At 56.9% G+C, this 17058-nt stretch carries 16 protein-coding genes; 5 read left to right on the plus strand and 11 right to left on the minus strand.

Annotated features, from left to right (window positions below; all coding sequences use genetic code 11):
• Window positions 1-7: 7 nt before the first annotated feature.
• The 4 genes from EI77_RS07155 to EI77_RS07170 all read right to left on the minus strand — a co-directional run bounded on the left by EI77_RS07155 (window position 8) and on the right by EI77_RS07170 (window position 3044).
• The gene (locus EI77_RS07155) at window positions 8-391 is read right to left on the minus strand and encodes a HesB/IscA family protein (RefSeq protein WP_133794134.1); all 384 of its coding nucleotides are present in this window, start codon (window positions 389-391) and stop codon (window positions 8-10) included.
• Between the two features lie 17 nt (window positions 392-408).
• Window positions 409-1206, minus strand: a complete 798-nt coding sequence (locus EI77_RS07160) for an Hsp33 family molecular chaperone HslO (RefSeq protein WP_133794136.1) — start codon at window positions 1204-1206, stop codon at window positions 409-411.
• Between the two features lie 75 nt (window positions 1207-1281).
• Window positions 1282-1983 carry a 3-keto-disaccharide hydrolase gene (locus tag EI77_RS07165; RefSeq protein WP_133794138.1) on the minus strand — a complete coding sequence of 234 codons (702 nt, stop codon included), beginning with the start codon at window positions 1981-1983 and terminating at the stop codon, window positions 1282-1284.
• Window positions 1984-2027: 44 nt separating this feature from the next.
• Window positions 2028-3044 (minus strand): NAD(P)H-dependent glycerol-3-phosphate dehydrogenase, encoded by a 1017-nt coding sequence (locus EI77_RS07170; protein WP_133794140.1) that lies wholly within the window; start codon window positions 3042-3044, stop codon window positions 2028-2030.
• Window positions 3045-3205: 161 nt separating this feature from the next.
• On the opposite strand from EI77_RS07170, the gene EI77_RS07175 reads away from it, so the two are divergent.
• From EI77_RS07175 to EI77_RS07185, 3 genes are all read left to right on the plus strand, one after another.
• A complete protein-coding gene (locus EI77_RS07175; protein ID WP_133794142.1) occupies window positions 3206-4417 on the plus strand; it encodes an AGE family epimerase/isomerase in 1212 nt (403 codons plus the stop codon).
• Window positions 4418-4546: 129 nt separating this feature from the next.
• The gene (locus EI77_RS07180; RefSeq protein ID WP_133794144.1) at window positions 4547-5185 is read left to right on the plus strand and encodes a TetR/AcrR family transcriptional regulator; all 639 of its coding nucleotides are present in this window, start codon (window positions 4547-4549) and stop codon (window positions 5183-5185) included.
• 87 nt (window positions 5186-5272) lie between these two features.
• Complete coding sequence (locus tag EI77_RS07185) at window positions 5273-6193, plus strand: dihydrodipicolinate synthase family protein (RefSeq protein ID WP_208300296.1); 921 nt, start codon at window positions 5273-5275, stop codon at window positions 6191-6193.
• 202 nt (window positions 6194-6395) lie between these two features.
• On the opposite strand, the gene EI77_RS07190 is transcribed toward EI77_RS07185, so the two are convergent.
• From EI77_RS07190 to EI77_RS07215, 6 genes are all read right to left on the minus strand, one after another.
• Complete coding sequence (locus EI77_RS07190) at window positions 6396-7193, minus strand: thymidylate synthase (RefSeq protein WP_133794146.1); 798 nt, start codon at window positions 7191-7193, stop codon at window positions 6396-6398.
• Between the two features lie 22 nt (window positions 7194-7215).
• On the minus strand, window positions 7216-8112 hold the full coding sequence (gene ilvE / locus EI77_RS07195; protein ID WP_133794148.1) for a branched-chain-amino-acid transaminase: 897 nt from the start codon (window positions 8110-8112) through the stop codon (window positions 7216-7218).
• A 109-nt stretch (window positions 8113-8221) separates the two neighbouring features.
• Complete coding sequence (locus EI77_RS07200; RefSeq protein ID WP_133794150.1) at window positions 8222-8674, minus strand: hypothetical protein; 453 nt, start codon at window positions 8672-8674, stop codon at window positions 8222-8224.
• Between the two features lie 52 nt (window positions 8675-8726).
• Window positions 8727-9152: a DUF6941 family protein gene (locus EI77_RS07205; protein ID WP_133794152.1), complete on the minus strand. Its 426-nt coding sequence runs from the start codon at window positions 9150-9152 to the stop codon at window positions 8727-8729.
• A 21-nt stretch (window positions 9153-9173) separates the two neighbouring features.
• A complete protein-coding gene (locus EI77_RS07210; protein ID WP_133794153.1) occupies window positions 9174-11213 on the minus strand; it encodes a penicillin-binding transpeptidase domain-containing protein in 2040 nt (679 codons plus the stop codon).
• A 77-nt stretch (window positions 11214-11290) separates the two neighbouring features.
• Window positions 11291-11896: a riboflavin synthase gene (locus EI77_RS07215; RefSeq protein WP_133794155.1), complete on the minus strand. Its 606-nt coding sequence runs from the start codon at window positions 11894-11896 to the stop codon at window positions 11291-11293.
• 174 nt (window positions 11897-12070) lie between these two features.
• On the opposite strand from EI77_RS07215, the gene EI77_RS07220 reads away from it, so the two are divergent.
• Window positions 12071-14338: a heparinase II/III family protein gene (locus tag EI77_RS07220; RefSeq protein ID WP_133794157.1), complete on the plus strand. Its 2268-nt coding sequence runs from the start codon at window positions 12071-12073 to the stop codon at window positions 14336-14338.
• 55 nt (window positions 14339-14393) lie between these two features.
• Window positions 14394-14831 (plus strand): hypothetical protein, encoded by a 438-nt coding sequence (locus tag EI77_RS07225; protein ID WP_133794158.1) that lies wholly within the window; start codon window positions 14394-14396, stop codon window positions 14829-14831.
• A gap of 86 nt (window positions 14832-14917) precedes the next feature.
• Here EI77_RS07225 and EI77_RS07230 read toward each other — a convergent pair whose 3' ends face one another.
• On the minus strand, window positions 14918-16651 hold the full coding sequence (locus EI77_RS07230; protein WP_133794160.1) for an NADH-quinone oxidoreductase subunit G: 1734 nt from the start codon (window positions 16649-16651) through the stop codon (window positions 14918-14920).
• Window positions 16652-17058 lie beyond the last annotated feature (407 nt).

The following is a 17058-nucleotide window of genomic DNA, read 5'->3' on the forward strand; positions in this document are numbered from 1 at the left end:
GGCGGAATCAGGCTGCGAAACTTTCGCCGCAGGAGCAGGTAACGATGGCGTTGGGATTGGTGACCTTAAATCCGCCCTGCTGGAGGTCGTCGCTGAAATCGAGTTCGGAGCCGCTGACGAAGAGGGCGCTTTTGGGATCAATGACGACGCGCACGTCTCCGGAAATGACCATGATGTCACGATTGGCGGGGCCGTCCACGAGGTCCATTTTGTATTGAAGACCCGAGCAGCCGCCACCGACGACGGCCACGCGCAGGGCACCGTTTTCTGCGCGGCCCTGTTTGGTGAGCAGGCCGGTCAGCTTGCGTGCGGCGTTGGGCAGCACCTTGATGAGCTTTTCGTTGCCGAGCTTGTAGTTAGGGGCGGCTTGGGGGGCGGCGGTCGCGGTCATGGTGAAAGGGGGCTGGCTCAGGCGGGCTGGCGTGCTTTCCATTCGACGAAATCAGACTTCGGCGCATGGAAAATAGCTGCGCAGCGAGGGCAGGTGATGGTGGCGGAACCGTCTTCGAAAATGAAGTCCAGATCCTCCTCACTGAGGCGGGAGAGCATGGGGAACATGCGGTCGGCTGTGCAGCCGCAGTCAAAGACGTAGGTGCGGGTCTCCAGGAGCGTGAGGTGCTCCGCCTGGTCCAGGGTGAGGATGTCGGCATCGGTGAGGCCAGCCAGCCATTCTTCATCGGCATCAGGCTCGGCGGAAATTTGGACGAAGTCCTCATCATCCAGGCGGAAGATGCGGGTCAGGCGTTGCTCGCTCTGGGTATAAAATTGCTCGACGGCGGAGAGGACATCGGTGCCTTGAAATTCGATCATGCTCTGACGTGGCTGCTGCTGGCCGCGGGTGGTTTGAGCGATGAAGAGGGATTTGCCTGTGTCTTTGACATCCTCTGTGAAAAGGCGGCCGGTGACGCGTCCGGGAACGGTGGCACCGGTGACGAAGATGTTTAGCAGAGGGTCGCTGAGGTTGATGGTCCAGGCGCAGACTTCGTCATGCGGGCGCGAAGCCAGATGGAGCGCGATGCCCGTGAGGCTATCCTTGAGCATGCCGTCCAGGCGGTCCGTATGCTTGATGCCGTGCTGCATGAGATGCAGGTAATAATCCATGTAAATGGGGCTGAAGCGGCCACGTACGAGAAGGCAGTTCCGCTTCCGCACAAAGTAGCAGCGGATTTCGGTGGAGGAAAGATCTGGGCTGAGCATCTGGCTCATAGGATGATGGAGGGGTAAAAGCGGGGGCGGGTGAGGCCCCCGCTAGAAGATTGCGGCAGAGATGCCGCCGCTTGCTTAGAGGGCCTTGATGTAAAGGTCCTTATAATATACGACGCTCTTCGGGTCATGGGCTTGAATTGCCATGGTGCCGGAGGTGAGTTTACGGCCAGCCATGTTTTTCAGGGCGGTGGCGGGATCCCAGCCTTCTGGCTCGGTCCAGTCGGTGGTGACTTTGCCGTTGATGCTGATGGTGATGTGCTTGCCATCGACTTTGATGCTGTAGTCGAACCATTCGTCATCGGCCACGGGGGCAGTATCGAGGACGTCCTTGACGGCATAAAGGCCGCCGGTCTTTTTCGGATCCTTGTGGGAGGTGCTGTTGACCTGGCATTCAAAGCCTTTTTCAGGCCAGCCTTTTTCCTGGTATTCAGTATGGATGTAGAGGCCGGAATTGGAGCCGGGCATGTGCTTCACTTTGCCTTTGAATTCGAAGCTGGTGAATTTGGCGTCGCCATTTGGGCCGACATAAAAGAGATGGGAGCGGCCATTGCTGACCTTGATGGTGCCGTCTTCTACAGAAAAGCTGTTCGGCGTTTCTTCATTGGATTTCCAGCCGGTGAAGTCCTTGCCATTGAACATGGAGACCCAGCCATCGGCTTCCGAAGGAGCGGTGGCGGTCGGAGTGGAGGCGGGGGCGGCGGCGGATTTTTCATCGGCCGGTTTGCAAGCGGCCAGACTGAGAAGGATGGCCAGGGAGGTGAAGTGGTTGAGTTTCATCGAGAATGGGGACTTACACGGGAGCGGGCAGGGAGGCAAGGGGGCTATTCCGTCTCCGAGCGGGGATCGCGGGAGAGTAAGGCGCGCATCGCTTCTTTGGCGGGCTTGGCCTGGTAGAGCATGGCGTAGATTTCATCCAGCAGGGGAGTGCGCACGCCTTTGGCCTTGGCGGCTTCATGCAGGCTGGCGGTATTCGGCACACCTTCCGCCACCATGCGGGTGCTGGACATGATCTCCTGAAGTGGCATTCCCTCCCCGAGGAGGCGGCCGACACGGTGATTGCGACTGTGCTCGGAATAGCAAGTGGCCATGAGGTCGCCCACGCCGCCGAGGCCCATGAAGGACTCCGCCCGGCCGCCCATGGCGATGCCCATGCGGACCATTTCAGCCAGGGCGCGGGTGACGAGGGCGGCGATGGCGTTGTCTCCGAGTTTCAAACCCAGGGCGATGCCTGCGGCGATGGCATAGGGGTTTTTCATGGCGCCTGCCCACTCGACACCGGTGACGTCGTCGCTGGTATAGGTGCGGAACCAGGGGAGGGTAAAGCAGCACTGGACATCCCGGGCGATGTCGTCGTTTTCACAGGCGACAACGGCAGCGGTGGCCATGCGCTGGGAGACTTCCTCGGCGTGATTAGGACCTGTGAGGACGGCGAGGGGTGTGGTGGGAAAGGATTCGTGAAGGATCTGGGTGAGACGCCTGCCGGTATTCATTTCGATGCCTTTAGCGCAGGAGATAAGCACCCTTGCTGACTGGAGCGCGGGCAATGAGGCCATGGTGCTGGCGGTTTCACGCACGGCTTTGGAAGGAACGACGAAGACGACTAAGTTGGCTGGCTGGAGGTCATTCAGACTGGCGGTGGCCTGGATGCTGGAAGGGAGCACGAGGCCGGGGAGGTAACGGGAGTTCCGCCGGGTGCTCTGGATTTCATCCATGAGTTCATGGTCACGGCCCCAGAACTGGACTTGCAGCCCCCGGTCAGCCAAGACGGCGGTGAGGGCGGTGCCCCAGCTTCCGGCTCCGATGACGAGTGCGTTGGTGTAGGGCAGGGGGGATGGCATGGTGATTTATTAAACGCTATCAAAGAGCAGCCGAGGCAGTCCTGCCAGTGTCTTCTGTGCATGGATGCAACATCGGCGTGATGTGGCGCAAGATGAAGCCGCTGGAAGTAGTGGGCACGAATACCAAGGGTAGCGTATCGCCCTCTCTATTATCTCCACGTATGAATCCCCTCACCCATCTGGCAGGCCGCCGTGAACTGGCTGCTTTTTACCAAAAGACCCTGCTGGAAGATGTGATGCCCTTTTGGCTCAAACATGGGATGGATGCTGAGCTGGATGGAATCTTCACGGCGCTGGACCGAGATGGCAGTCTTTTGGATACGGATAAAAGCATCTGGTTCCAGGGGCGTGCGGGCTGGATGTTTTCCACAGTGTATAACACGGTGGCACAAGATCGGGCCTGGTTTGATGCAGCGGGTTCATGCTTGGCCTTTTTGGAAAAGCACGGTTATGCGACGGATGGAAAACTTTTCTTCACGGTGACACGCGAGGGCAAACCCTTGCGCATGCGCAGGTATGCTTACAGCGAGGCCTTTGCTGCGATGGGCCATGCGGCCTATGCCAAGGCATCCGGGGATCATCATTATGTGGAGGCAGCGGTGCGGGATTTTTCTTTTTACCTGCGGCACTCCTTTGAGCCGGGGTACATGATGCCAAAGGTGGACTCGAATACGCGGCCGATGGTGAGCATCGGAGCGCTGATGATCGGCATCGTGACGGCGCAGGAACTGCGCGCGAACTTGGGGCATGTGGATGTGGCGGGGCGCAGTGCGACGGAATGGATCGATCTTTTCATCCTGGATATTCAGCGGCTGTTTTTCAAACCGGAGCTGGAGGTGCTGCTGGAAACGGTGGCCCCGGATGGCAGCATTTTAGATCATTTAGAGGGACGAATTTTGAATCCGGGGCATGCCATTGAGTGTGCTTGGTTCATTCTTCATGAAGGGCGGATGCGGGGTGAAAAGAGCTACATTGATCTGGGGCTGCGCATCCTGGACTGCATGTGGAAGTGGGGCTGGGATGAGGAAATGGGCGGGCTGTTTTACTACCGCGATGTGTATGGAAAACCGGTGCAGGAATACTGGCAGGATATGAAATTTTGGTGGCCGCATAATGAGGCGATCATTGCCACACTGCTGGCCTATGAAGTGAGCGGGGATGCCAAATATGCCGCGATGCATCAGCAGGTGCATGATTGGAGCTTTGCCCATTTTCCAGACGCTGAGCATGGCGAATGGTATGGGTATCTGCATCGAGATGGCAGTGTGGCGCAGAAGGCCAAAGGCAATATGTTCAAAGGCCCCTTTCATCTACCGAGGATGCTCTTGTATTGCGGTGAGCTTTTGAAGGAATCAACCATCGCCCGCGCCTAACAGGCAGAAGTCCGCTCCGATAACTAACTTTTTAGACGCATAATGATACAGACCTGTCTCATCACTGGATTGTAAATAGATAGACAGGTCTGTCCAAATCGAGCATCCTTGAAATAGTCGCCTGAAGCCATGGATGAGTCCTTGAAGAAACAGCCCCGGCTTGGTGCACGTGAGCGCATCGTCGAGACGGCTTTAAAATTGTTTTATCGCGATGGATTGAGGGCGACAGGGATTGATAAAGTGATCGCCGAATCCGGGGTGGCAAAGATGTCTTTGTACCGGCATTTTCCGTCAAAGAGTTTGCTTGTCGCAGAGTGTCTGAGGCTGCGGAGCCAAAGCTGGATTTCGTGGTTCCAACCTGCGGTCGAAAAGAAGCTGCGAATGCCTGGCGCTGGGCTGGAAGTGATCGCTGATGTACTGCGCACCTGGTTTGCGAAAGCTGATTTTCGAGGGTGTCCTTTTATCAATGCACAGGCTGAGACGCCTGCTTCTGATGAAGACGTCCTCGAAGTGATTCGCGAGCACAAGAGGGTGTTGGAATCCTGGCTGGTGGAGCTGGCGATACGACTGGAATATGCGACCCCCAAACAAACGGCGGCGGCGGTGATGATCGTGATGGATGGGATGATGGTGCGCGCGCAAATGACGCGAGATGCGACGGTCAACGACGCAGGCCACGTTTTGCTGAAGAAATTCAGCCGTCATGTGCATAGGGATGAACTGCAGGAAGAGGGGGAGGCAGCGCAATTATATTTGCCTGGTTTATAAGGATGAAGAGACGAACATGTTCCAGAAAAGAACAGGTGATCAGTTGACGTATAGACAGGGACTGCTGCGTTATACTGTTTCACTTCCATGATCTCCCATCCCATTACCGGTCTCGTTGCCGCCACACACACGCCTTTTCATGCTGACGGCTCCTTGAATCTGGGGATGGTGGAAAAGCAGGCGGCGCATCTTCAGCACACGGGTATTGCGGCGGCCTTCATCGGTGGCACCACAGGTGAAAGCCATTCGCTGAGCCTGGATGAACGCAAGGCGCTGACGAAAAGGTGGATGGAGGTGACTGCTGGCAGCAGCCTAAAGGTGGTGGTGCATGTGGGGGCAAACTGCCTGGGGGATGTGGCGGCATTAGCTGCCCAGGCCCAGGAGGTGGGGGCGGATGCGATCAGTGCGCTGGCACCGAGCTACTTCAAACCGCGTAGTGTGGCGTCTCTGGTGGACTGCTGTGTGCAGATCACGGCGGCGGCTCCAGAGCTGCCGTTCTTTCTGTATGACATTCCTTCCTTCACGGGGATCTCTCTTTCGATGCCGGAGTTTTTGACGATGGGTGCTGAGCGTCTTCCGACACTCGCGGGAATCAAGTTTACTAACCCCGATGGGATGATGTTTCAGCAGTGCCTCTATCACAGTGATAGCGCTTTTTCCATCCTGTGGGGGACGGATGAATGCTTGATCGCAGGTCTGGCGCTGGGCGCGACGGGTGCGGTGGGCAGCACGTATAATTTTGCGGCACCGATTTATCAGCGGATCATCCGGGCCTTTGGCGAAAACGATTTTGTGACGGCACGGGCGGAGCAGAAACGCTCGGTCGAACTGGTGGCTCGCCTGGCCTCCGTCGGCTACATGGGCGCGGCGAAGAGTGTTATGAAGATCCTGGGTGTGGACGTGGGTCCGGCGCGGCTGCCACATACCAATCTGGATGCGGCTCAGGAGAAGGCATTGCAGGCGGATCTGGAGGAGATGGGGCTGCTGAGCGCGGAGTTTAGGGTTTGAGGCAGGGGTTGGAGGGAGCAGTGCTCAGTGCTCAGTGCTCAGTGCTCAGTGCTCAGTGCTCAGTTTAGGAGGATTATGGGGCCTATGGAAGTTATTCGACGGTGCGGGCAGACTCTATCTGAGAACTGTGCACTGTGAACTTAGCACTGTGAACTTAGCACTGTTTTTTTGAATGCCGACGGATCGTCGGCGCTCCATGGCCTTAGACCGCGATGGCGGCTTTAATCGCCGGGTGGGGATCGTAGCCTTCGAGGGTGAAGTCCTCGTAGCGAAAGGCGAAGAGGTCTTTGACCTCTGGATTCAGCTTCATCACGGGCAGGGGACGAGGCTCGCGGGTGAGCTGGAGGCGGGCCTGTTCCAGGTGATTGGCGTAGAGGTGGAGGTCACCAAAGGTGTGGACGAATTCGCCGGGCTGGAGGTCGCATACTTGGGCGACCATGAGAGTGAGCAGGGCGTAACTGGCGATGTTGAAGGGGACGCCAAGGAAGAGATCGGCGCTGCGTTGGTAGAGCTGGCAGCTCAGTTTGCCCTTATCTACGAAGAATTGAAACAGGCAATGGCAGGGCGGGAGGGCCATCTGATCCACCACGGCGACGTTCCAGGCGCTGACGATGTGACGGCGGCTGTAAGGGTTTTTGCGGATGCCTTCGACGAGCTTAATGATCTGATCCAGGGGCTCAGCACCGGGGGCACCCTGCCAGCGCCGCCATTGGGCTCCATAGACGGGACCGAGGTCGCCGTTTTCATCGGCCCATTCGTCCCAGATGCTGACTTTGTTTTCCTGAAGGTAACGGATGTTGGTATCCCCCTGGAGGAACCAAAGGAGCTCGTGAATGATGCTGCGGAGGTGCAGTTTTTTAGTGGTGACGAGGGGGAAACCGACGCTGAGGTCGTAACGGCTCTGCTCGCCAAAAACGGAATACGCGCCTGTGCCAGTGCGGTCTTCACGGTAGCTACCGTGGGTGAGCACTTTCTGGAGCAGGCGATGGTATTCGATCATTGCGGCTTATTCTTCAAAAGCCTTAGTCACGAGTGCTGTAAACTTCCGTGCCCGAGGAATTCGCCAGTTCTTTGAACTTGGTGATGATCTGGGCGGTGAGTTTGCCAGGCTTGCCATCGCCGATAGGGCGGCGGTCATACTGGACAGCGGGGATGACCTCGGCGGCGGTGCCGGTGAGGAAACATTCATCGGCGGTATAGACTTCATGCCGGGTCATGGTGACTTCATGGACCTGAAGGCCCATTTCACGCATGACATCCATCACCGCCTGACGGGTGATGCCGTTGAGTGCACCGCTGGCGATGGTGGGGGTATAGACCTGCCCGCCTTTAATGACGAAGATGTTGTCTCCCGTACATTCGGCCACGTAACCCTGCTCATTGAGCATGATCCCTTCTTCACATCCGGCCTGGATGCATTCGATCTTGGCCATGATGTTGTTGAGGTAATTCAGGCTTTTCACCTGCGGGCTGAGGGCGGCCGGAGGTGGGCGGCGGGTGGCGCAGGTGATGAGGTTCAGGCCGGTTTCATACTTCTCCTTCGGATAAAGCGTGATGCCGCTGGCGATGATGATGATGCCTGCTTTCGGGCACTGGTAAGGATTGAGACCCAGGGAACCGACACCGCGGGTGATGACGAGGCGGATGTAACCGTCGCGCAGGTTATTCGCGGCGACTGTTTCCACGGTGGCCTTTTCCATTTCCTCGATGGAGATGGGGATGGTCAGGCAGATGGAGCGGGCGCTTTCATAAAGCCGCACCAGATGCTCCGTCAGACGGAAGACGCGGCCATTGTAAATGCGGATACCTTCAAAACAGCCATCACCATAAAGCAGACCATGGTCGAAGACGGACACCTTGGCCTCGGATTCAGGAACAAGCTTGTCGTCGAGATAAATGAGCAGAGGGGATGATGCCATGATGGGTGAATGGAGGGGCAATGAGAATGGCAGGGACCCGCTCATTTGCAAGTCTCTGCTTGCAGATGGCTGCGGGCGGGTGCTCTCGATAGAAGAATGGGCGGGCAGCTTAACGGCTGAGATCACCCTGGCAGAGGACTTTGAATCCGGCCTGACTGAGCACATCTGCCCCCATGTCCACATCGTCGCAATGCAGGGCAAAGAGAGGGAAAAGGCCTGGGCGGACCAGCAGCGGGTAGCAAAATTCGATGTTCAGCTCGGCAGCAAGCAGGGCTGAAAGGCATTCGGTGAGGCGGCGGTCGGATTCGCTCAGCTCGACGACGATGATGAAACAATCGGCATGCGGGATGCCTTTTTCGATGAAAAGCATCGCCGCGCTGTCGGGATCGCTCAGGATGAGACGGACCAGGGTCATCTCCGTGGTGTCCTGCATGGAGATGCCGAGGACCTCGATGGAGTGCTCCTGAATGAGCTTGATAAGCGCCATGAGGGAGCCGACGCGGTTTTGCAGGAAGACCGAAAGCTGGCGAATGGGGGCGCTCTTGGCCGTGGCGGGAGGCATTTCTTTAAGAATGTTAGACTCCATAGGGGTGGCTTAGTGGGGGTGGTATTAGCTAACCCGCTGGTCCGATGGCGGAGCGGGATTCATCAAAAAGGGTCACGCGCAGAGGGATCGTGAAGAGGACATTGCCAGCGAGTTCTAGGACCCAGCGATAAACGCCCTGACGCTCGATACGCAAGCGTTGGAGATTCAGGACGATATTGCGCGTGACAAAAGGAACAAAATTGGAAGGGAAGCTGACGTCCACGACAGGATCAAAAGGCGGCAGGCATTCCTGACCGCCTGGATCCATGCAGCGGATGATGAACTGATGCCGACCTGTGTCCAACGGCTCAAACATGAGCCGGATGACGAGGGAACAGTGGGGGTGGACGACAGGAAACTCGCGTGCACAAAGGGTATCGAAGGCACCCAGGAGGCAGAGTTTACCTGAATAATCAGAGGCGGAATCGCAGAGGGTGGCGAGTTGGACCGTCATCGGGTGGGAAAGAGAAATGAATCAAGGCGTACGCTTGAAAAGGCGACGGAAGAAGCCACCCAGAGTTTTTTGTTCTGGCGGTGGGGGCGGCTCCATCGGCTGGGCAGGACGGGATTCAATTTCAGGGACGCCTTCCATTTCGCCTTCGTCCACCGCGAGGGCCTGTGGGACGTCTTTCATGGCAGCGACGAGAGGATCATCGGTGGGGGCACCCTCGAAGTATTTGGTGAAGACTTCATTGACGATCGGGGCGGCAACGGCACCACCGCTAACGGTTTCACCGGGGCGGCCTTCATAAACGACGGCAAAGGCCAGGACGGGTTGACTGGCGGGCAGGAAGCCAGTGAACCAGGCGAGGTTTTGGTCTTTGGCTACGCGCCACTGAGCTGTACCTGTCTTGCCGGCGATCTGGGCTTTTTTGATGCCTGCCGCACGGCCAGTACCGCCGCTGCCGGAAACCACGGCAACCATGCCTTTAATCACAGCATCCCGGTGGGCGGGATCCAGATTGACAGGGCGGCGGGTGGTGGGCTCCGCTGCATCCACGACCATTTCACCGATGGTCTGCACCTGTTTGACGAGACGGGGCTGCGGCATGTTGACGCCATCTCCCAGGGCGGCCATGGCCTGGCAGGCCTGCAACGGGGTGACGAGAACGGCCCCCTGGCCGATGGCAATGTTGGCAAGTTCACCGCCGAGAATGCGGTGGTCTGCATTGGTGGGGACATTGCCTTTGGATTCCGCCTTGATAGGAATGCCGGTGCGCTCGCCAAAGCCCAAACGAAGGGCCATGTTGGTAACGGGATCTGAACCTGCGGCGAGGGCGGCCTGATAAAACCAGGTATTGCAGGAACGCTTGATGGCCGTGATGACGTTCATGGCACCTTCATCAGATTTGAGGTTCCAGTTATGGAAATAGCGGTCGCCGACGAGGTAGGAGATGCCGCAATTGAAGGCGGTGCTGGCCGTGACTTTGCCACTCTCCAGTGCGCCGAGGGCAGTGACGATCTTAAAGGTGGAGGCCGGTGGATATTCGCCACGGAAGGCGCGGGCGAGGGTGGGCTGCTTGGGATCGCTGGTCAGTTCCTCCCAACGGGCGGAACGTATGCCAGGGACAAAATCGTTAAGGTTGTAACCTGGGTTGGAAGCCATGGCCAGGATGTCGCCGTTGCGGATGTCCATGATGACCATGGCACCGCCGTTGCGTGCTGCTTTTTTGAGGGCGTTTTCGGCGTATTTTTGGAGGTTGTAATCCAGGGTGGTGACGACGGTGCGACCAGGGGAAGGGCGGCGCAGGACTTCATCGGCCAGGAGTTTTCCATCCGGATCGAAGAGCAGGTTTATCTCACCTGGAATGCCTTTGAGCCAGCTATCGAAGGTGACTTCCAGGCCTTCGCGGCCTTCGAGTTCTTCAAAGAGCTGGTCGCCGTCAGCAATAGGGCCGAGGGGCAGGGGGCGTGTTTTACCGGTATAACCAACGATGTGACAAGCGCTGTCAGCCTTCGGGTAATAGCGGATGTAGGCAGGCTGAAGCAGCAGGCCGTCTTCGAGGAGGGGCCGCAGGGCTTTCTGTTGGTCGGCAGTGATCTCCACATTCAGTCCTTCCTCAATGGAAAAGACGAGGGGCAGCCAGCGGCGGTGCTCGTAGTGGCTGAGCAGGCGGTCATCGGGAAGGGACCAGGTTTTACCCAGGACGCGGTTGGCGGCATCAATCTTGCCTTTGGCGAAGGCGAGGATTTTCTCCGGCGTGGCCTTGTCCATGAATGGAAAGTTCAGAGCCAGATAGTTGACGACGCGATTTTGGGCTAGGGCGATGCCATTGCGGTCCACAATCTGGCCGCGAGGAGCCGGAATGCTGAGGCGCATGGTGCGGGCCTCTTTCTGGGTGAGCAGGGTGGCTGAAAGGTCGCCTTTTTTCTTGTCATCGCCAGTATTGCCCACGGTGACGTTTTCCACGGGAAGCGCCTTGGGTGCATCCTGTGCCGACAGGGATGGGGCGGTGCTGAGAAGGCCAAAGCTGAGGGCCAGCAATGGCCAGGGGTGGTGAAACACAGTCTGCATGGATAAGGGGCTTACGTCTGGCGGCCTGGGGACGCCACGCAAGATGCCGGGTGAGTCCCTCCCCGTCAAGGTACACGTCAGTTTCCAGTGTGCGCCTGCATAAGGTTGCGTACGTATTTGCCCAGGAGGTCAAACTCGACATTCAGGCGCATACCTGCTGATTTGGTATGCAGGCTGGTCACTTGATGGGTGTGAGGAATGATCCAGCAGACGACGCTGTTTGGAGTCACTTCGGCCGCCGTGAGAGAAATGCCGTCCAGGCAAATGGAGCCTTTGGGAATCACCAGGCCGGCGTGCTCGGGCGCCAGTTCCACCTCAAGACGGTGATCCTGGCCGTGGGTGCTCCAGTCCAGGATACGCACGGTGGCATCCACATGGCCTTGGACAAAGTGGCCGCCAAAGCGGGCGTTCATGCTCATGGCGCGCTCCAGATTGACGAGGCTGCCGGGCTGCAGATCCCCCAGGCTGGTGACTTTCAGAGTCTGCATGAGCAGGTCAAAGGAGGCGGTTTGTGCTGAGACGTCCCACTCTGTGACGGTGAGGCAGCAGCCATTGACGGAGACGCTTTCACCCTGGGTCAGCTCAGATGCGAGGGGGCCGACACTGAGAACAAGATGTGCGCTTTCGCCGCGAGATTCCAGGGCAAGGACGCTGCCAGTGCATTCGATGAGGCCGGTGAACATGAGGCTTGCTACGCAGAAAACGAGGTGTTTTCAAATTTCAAACTTCGCGTCGTGACTTTATTTTAATGCGCAAGGGTGCTTTCCTGGGCGTTGTTTTATTGCTGAGAGGTATTTTTTGCCTTGTCGCACGGACTTCAGAAACTCAAACTCTTAACAGTCCTTTCTATCAGACCCATGAACGCTGCCGTACATCGTCCTTTTGCCACGTTATTGCTCACCCTGAGTCTTCCCTGGCTGGCCAGTGCAGAGATGCGAGCCTGGAAAAATAAAGCCGGGGCATCCATTGATGCGGAAATGGTGGCGGTGGATGTGACTGCGCGGACGATCACCATCAAGCGTGCAGACGGACAGACATTCACGATCCCCATTGATTCCCTGAGTGACGAGGACAAGGCCTTCGCCGCTGAGCAATGGAAGAAGATGCAGGGGGCACCGGCCGCGCCTGCTACGGCGGACGCCCCGGCTGCTAAAACGCCTCCTGCGGCAGGCAAAGCGACTGCACGTCCGGCACCACCCCGGCCTGCATTGACCATCACTCCGGTGAATAAATTCAAGGTGCCTAACAATGCCGAGTATATGCGCGTGGTGCTGAAAACACGCCCGCGTCTCATTCATGCAGCACCGGGTTGGACCTATCTGAAGGGACTGCCAGCGGCGGATCCGGTTGCAGCTAAGATGATCGAGAACTTAAAAGCGGGGGGTGAAAAGCTGCTGGAAGCACCTGAGCTGACACGCATCTTTGGTGAGCAAAAAAGCACGGTGACGCCGGGATCCAAGGCGATGTTTCGCATGGCTGCGCTGGGGGTATTGAATTTTGTGGATGGCGACCCGCGCTGGAAGGAGCGTGGTGTGCGTGAGATGATCGCAATCACAGACCCGGCGACATTTCAAAACTGGTATGTGGATGAGCCGGCAGTGACAGCTGATTTCCTGATCGCCGCGTCACTGGGCTATGATTACTTCCGGGATGGAATGAATGCAAAGCAGGCGACGGATGCACGGACTTACATGATTGAGAAAGGCATCGGTGCGCTGGTGGCGCTCCTCAAAGGCGAGCCTGTACCGGAATCAGCACGGGGAAAAGCGGCTGGGGTGACGAATGCACCCAAACCCAAGGGAACTCCTAAAGGTGGAGCCAAAGATAAAGAGGAAGTGGAACCGGATGCAGAACATATGGCGGCAGCATCGGCACTGATCCTGGCGGGGATCTGTCTGCAGGATGAAGATCCCAGCGCAGCCAAGCAGGCCATCGATGCGGGTGGAAAGGTCTTTGGTAAAGGCATGCTGCGTTTCGCCCCAGACGGAATCTGGCCTGAAGGAATGGAAGCAGGTGAGCAGGTGCTGGATTATGCCATCATGGTGATGCAGACGCTGAAGGCGAATGCGGGCACTGACCTTGGTTTCAGCCTCCTGGAAGGCATTCCCCAGGCAGGGCTGGCGCGGTTACATCTGGTAGGGCCGAGCAATCAACTCTTCAATTATGGGGATGCGCAGGGGACAACGTTATCGCGCCCATGGGTATCCACCTGGCTGGCAGGGGCCCACGGAAATATGGGGACCAAAGCCCTGGCCGCTGGTGCAGCCCCGAGTGCGGATACGGCCTTTTTGAATTTGGCTGGCCATTTCATGTATTACAATCCGCATGCGGCTGGCGATGGGACGCCCGATAGCCCTGACTATGTCTTTCCAGGTGGGGCGGTGGCTGCACTGCGGAGTTCCTGGGACAAGGACGCTTATTACGTGGCTGTCAAAGGGGGCGATAACAGCATCCCGACGGCGCAGTTGGATATCGGCAGTTTTGTTTTAGAAGCAGGGGGTGTGCGCTGGGGAATCGAACTGGGTGCGGAAAGCGACCGGGCTCCTGGTTTCAGCCCTGCTGCGGACCGGACGAAACGGTATGCGCTTTATGTGGAAGGCACTCCCGGACAGAATACAGTGATGATGGGGGGGAACCAGGAACTGGATGCCCAGTCGGCCGTACTGTCAGGACACAGTACTCCAGAATTAGGTATCCTGGCAGTGGATCTGACCAAGGCATATTCCAAACTGGCCAAGGATGTCTATCGAGGTGCGATGATGGTGCGCGGAGCGAAGCCCTATCTGGTGCTGCAAGATGACATGGCTGTGAAGAATACGACGCCCGTGACTTGGTCCATGCATACACGCGCAGAAGTCACTGTGGATGGCAGCAAGGCGACACTGACGGAGAAAGATAAAACCCTGCATGCGGTGATTCTGTCTCCCGCAGGTGCCACCTTTACAACGGAAGATCCGCCAGAGCCTGCCAGTGAGCAGATGAAGAAGCTGACGGGAATCAAGGTGCTGAAGGTCAGCCTAGGGGCCGTGAAAGGTCCACAGACCATCAGCATCGCCTTCTCCCTGGATGGGGCGCCTGCCAGCGTGCCTGTGAAGCCGATCACGGAATGGGTGCCGAAGAAGTGAGCGGTGCAGGCACTCTGGGGGTTCCTTGCTGAGTCTTGCCGACATGACCGAATGTATGAAAACGAGCTACATGACACTGAAGTGCGTTTGCTTATTGGCGGTCGCCTTCTCAGGAGCGCTTCGTCCAATAAGCGCACAGACTCTGCCGAAGCCAGCCACCCCCGCCAGTGAGGTGCAACCTCCAAAGGAACCTTTGGCCGAGGCGGAAAAATTGGAATGGAAGGACATTTACATCGTGGATGTCAAGGATATGCAGCTTGATGCAATGGCCGGTGTTTTAATCTTCAGCGTCTCTGGAACCGAATATCTTTATCAACCCAAGCAAGGGGAGAATTCCAATGCGGCGACGAACGTTTCAGCTTGTGCTGACGTGGTTGAGCGATTGAAGCACTGCGGGAGCTTTAAAATACGGGTGGCTAAAAAAACGGAAGGATCTGGGCGAAAGGACCCTGTCTGGATTTCCGAGCTGCGCATCCCTCTGGACCTGAGGTAAGGCGTGAGCGTTTACTTCAAGCTAACACAAGGTAGCCATCAAAAGCAGGCACAGTGAACTGCGCCCGAGATGAATCCTCATCCTGATTATCCGACGATGATGCCCTTGGCTTTGCGCTCTTTTTCACGCTCAAGCAGAGGGATTTTTTCGTCAGTTTCAATGAGCGGGATGCCCTGATCGCCAATTTTGGCAAAGGTCAAACCATTGAAAGCAGGGATGTCATTGGCCAGGCATTTGAAGACGTCTTCAGCGCTGTAAAGACCGTTGGACCCACCGCAGGCGACGACGAGGTCGCGCAGGATTTCCCAGGTGTCGCGAGCGTTGCCTGGAGGATTGACGGCTTTGTTCAGGCGCTGGAGGCGGCCAGTGACGTTGATCATGCTGCCGCGTGTTTCGGCATAGGATGTGCCAGGGAGAACGGCGTGAGAGAGCTCGGCGGTGGCATTGGCCAACACGTGCAGAGTGGTCAGGAAGCCGATTTTTTCCAGATCCCGACGCTCGAAACCTACCTTCAGCAGATTTTCACCGAGAGCCAGAACGGCACGCAGGCGACCACGGCTCATGAGTTCTGTAATGCCAGCGATGCGGCTGCCGGGTTCAATTTCGAGAATCTGCCGGACACCCAGGGTGTTGGCATTTTTATCAGCAGCGGAGAGATAGTTGTCGCCCTCACCGATGCGTGGAATGACATCGACATTTTCGGTGCCGAGAACGCGGGCGAGCTGCCGGACGAAGAAGAGTTCTTCATTGGTCATGCGCGCGCTGGCGATGATGGCAATCTCATCACCTTTGATTCCCGAGAGACCTGCGGCGACGGCCTGGATGGTTTTCTTCCAGGTGGAGATCTCGTGCTTGCCGCCTGATTTGAGAAGAGGATCGGTGAGGCGGTACTCGCTGTTCACAAAGTGAAAGTCGAGACGGCCACGGTCACACATCCAGGAGGAATTGACGTCGTTGTTGTCACGAGGTGTCTGGCGGTAGATGGTATCACCACGGGCACCGATTTCCATGTTGCAACCGCGACCGCAACCGGTGCAAATGCTGTTGGTCTCGCTGAGGAACCAGACGCGCTGCTGGAAGCGGAAGTCATTGGAGGTGAGGGCACCCACGGGACAGATGTCCACCGTGTTGAGCGAGTAATTGTTCTCTAAACGCTTGCCTGGATGCACGGCCAGGGTGGTATGGCTGCCGCGCTCGGTGAAGCCAAGGACTGGATCGTCAGCGATCTCGGCAGTAAAGCGAATACAGCGGCTGCACATGATGCAGCGTTCATCATCCAGACGGACGCGAGGCCCAATGTCCACATTCTTTGGCTTCTTGACCTTGTTTTCGCGGAAGCGGCTTTCGCCTTTGCCGTGCTCGACGCTGAATTCCTGGAGTCGGCATTCGCCTGCCTGATCACAGATGGGGCAGTCGAGGGGATGGTTGATGAGGAGAAACTCCATCACCCCTTTGCGGCATTCCTGGGTGAGGACGGATTCGGTGCGAATGCCCATGCCCTCAGCCACGGTGTTAGCACAAGCGATGACCGGACGGGGCATCCAGCCAATCTTGGGCATGCCGTGTTCGTCTTTCTCAGCTTCCTGGCCAGGTGCGGGGCGTGGAGGCATACCCATTTCCACCAGACACATGCGGCAGTTGCCGGGGCTGGAAAGCTTGGGGTGGTAGCAGTAGTGAGGCACTTCTTTCTTGGCCTGCTTGCAGGCTTCGATCATGCGGGTGCCCTTGGGAAATTTAAGCCAGACACCGTCGATTTGCACATTCACCAAATCAACTGGTGGAGGCGCGGTGGGGGAGGCGGCGGCGGCTGGAGCAGACATGGGCAGTAAAACGAGTGTTTGGGCGATTATCGGAGCCGCTGGGATAGGGGCAACCCGAATTTGTGAAAAATTTCACAAGCGGCGAATTTGATGACGCTTTTCAACCTGACCTCTCATCTGAGGAATTCTACTATTGCACAAGGTAGTGAGATAGAAAGGTGGTTTGGTCCATTCAAATCAAGTCCCGGTTAGAAGCGGTGGCACGTTATATTTCAAAAATTTAATACTCATTAAAAATAAATGGGTTTTGGGGTGAGTCTTCTTTACTGTAAATGCAGCGTATTGTTTATATAAAATCATTTTAATAATCAAAAAAATTATAAAGATTAAAATCTTGGCTTAAATCGTGGCGTTGCCTGGAAGTCAAAAGACAATAATTGTCAGATTGAATGAAATATTGTTTTGCA

The sequence above is a fragment of the Prosthecobacter fusiformis genome (assembly GCF_004364345.1).
In the GTDB taxonomy this organism is placed as follows: domain Bacteria; phylum Verrucomicrobiota; class Verrucomicrobiia; order Verrucomicrobiales; family Verrucomicrobiaceae; genus Prosthecobacter; species Prosthecobacter fusiformis.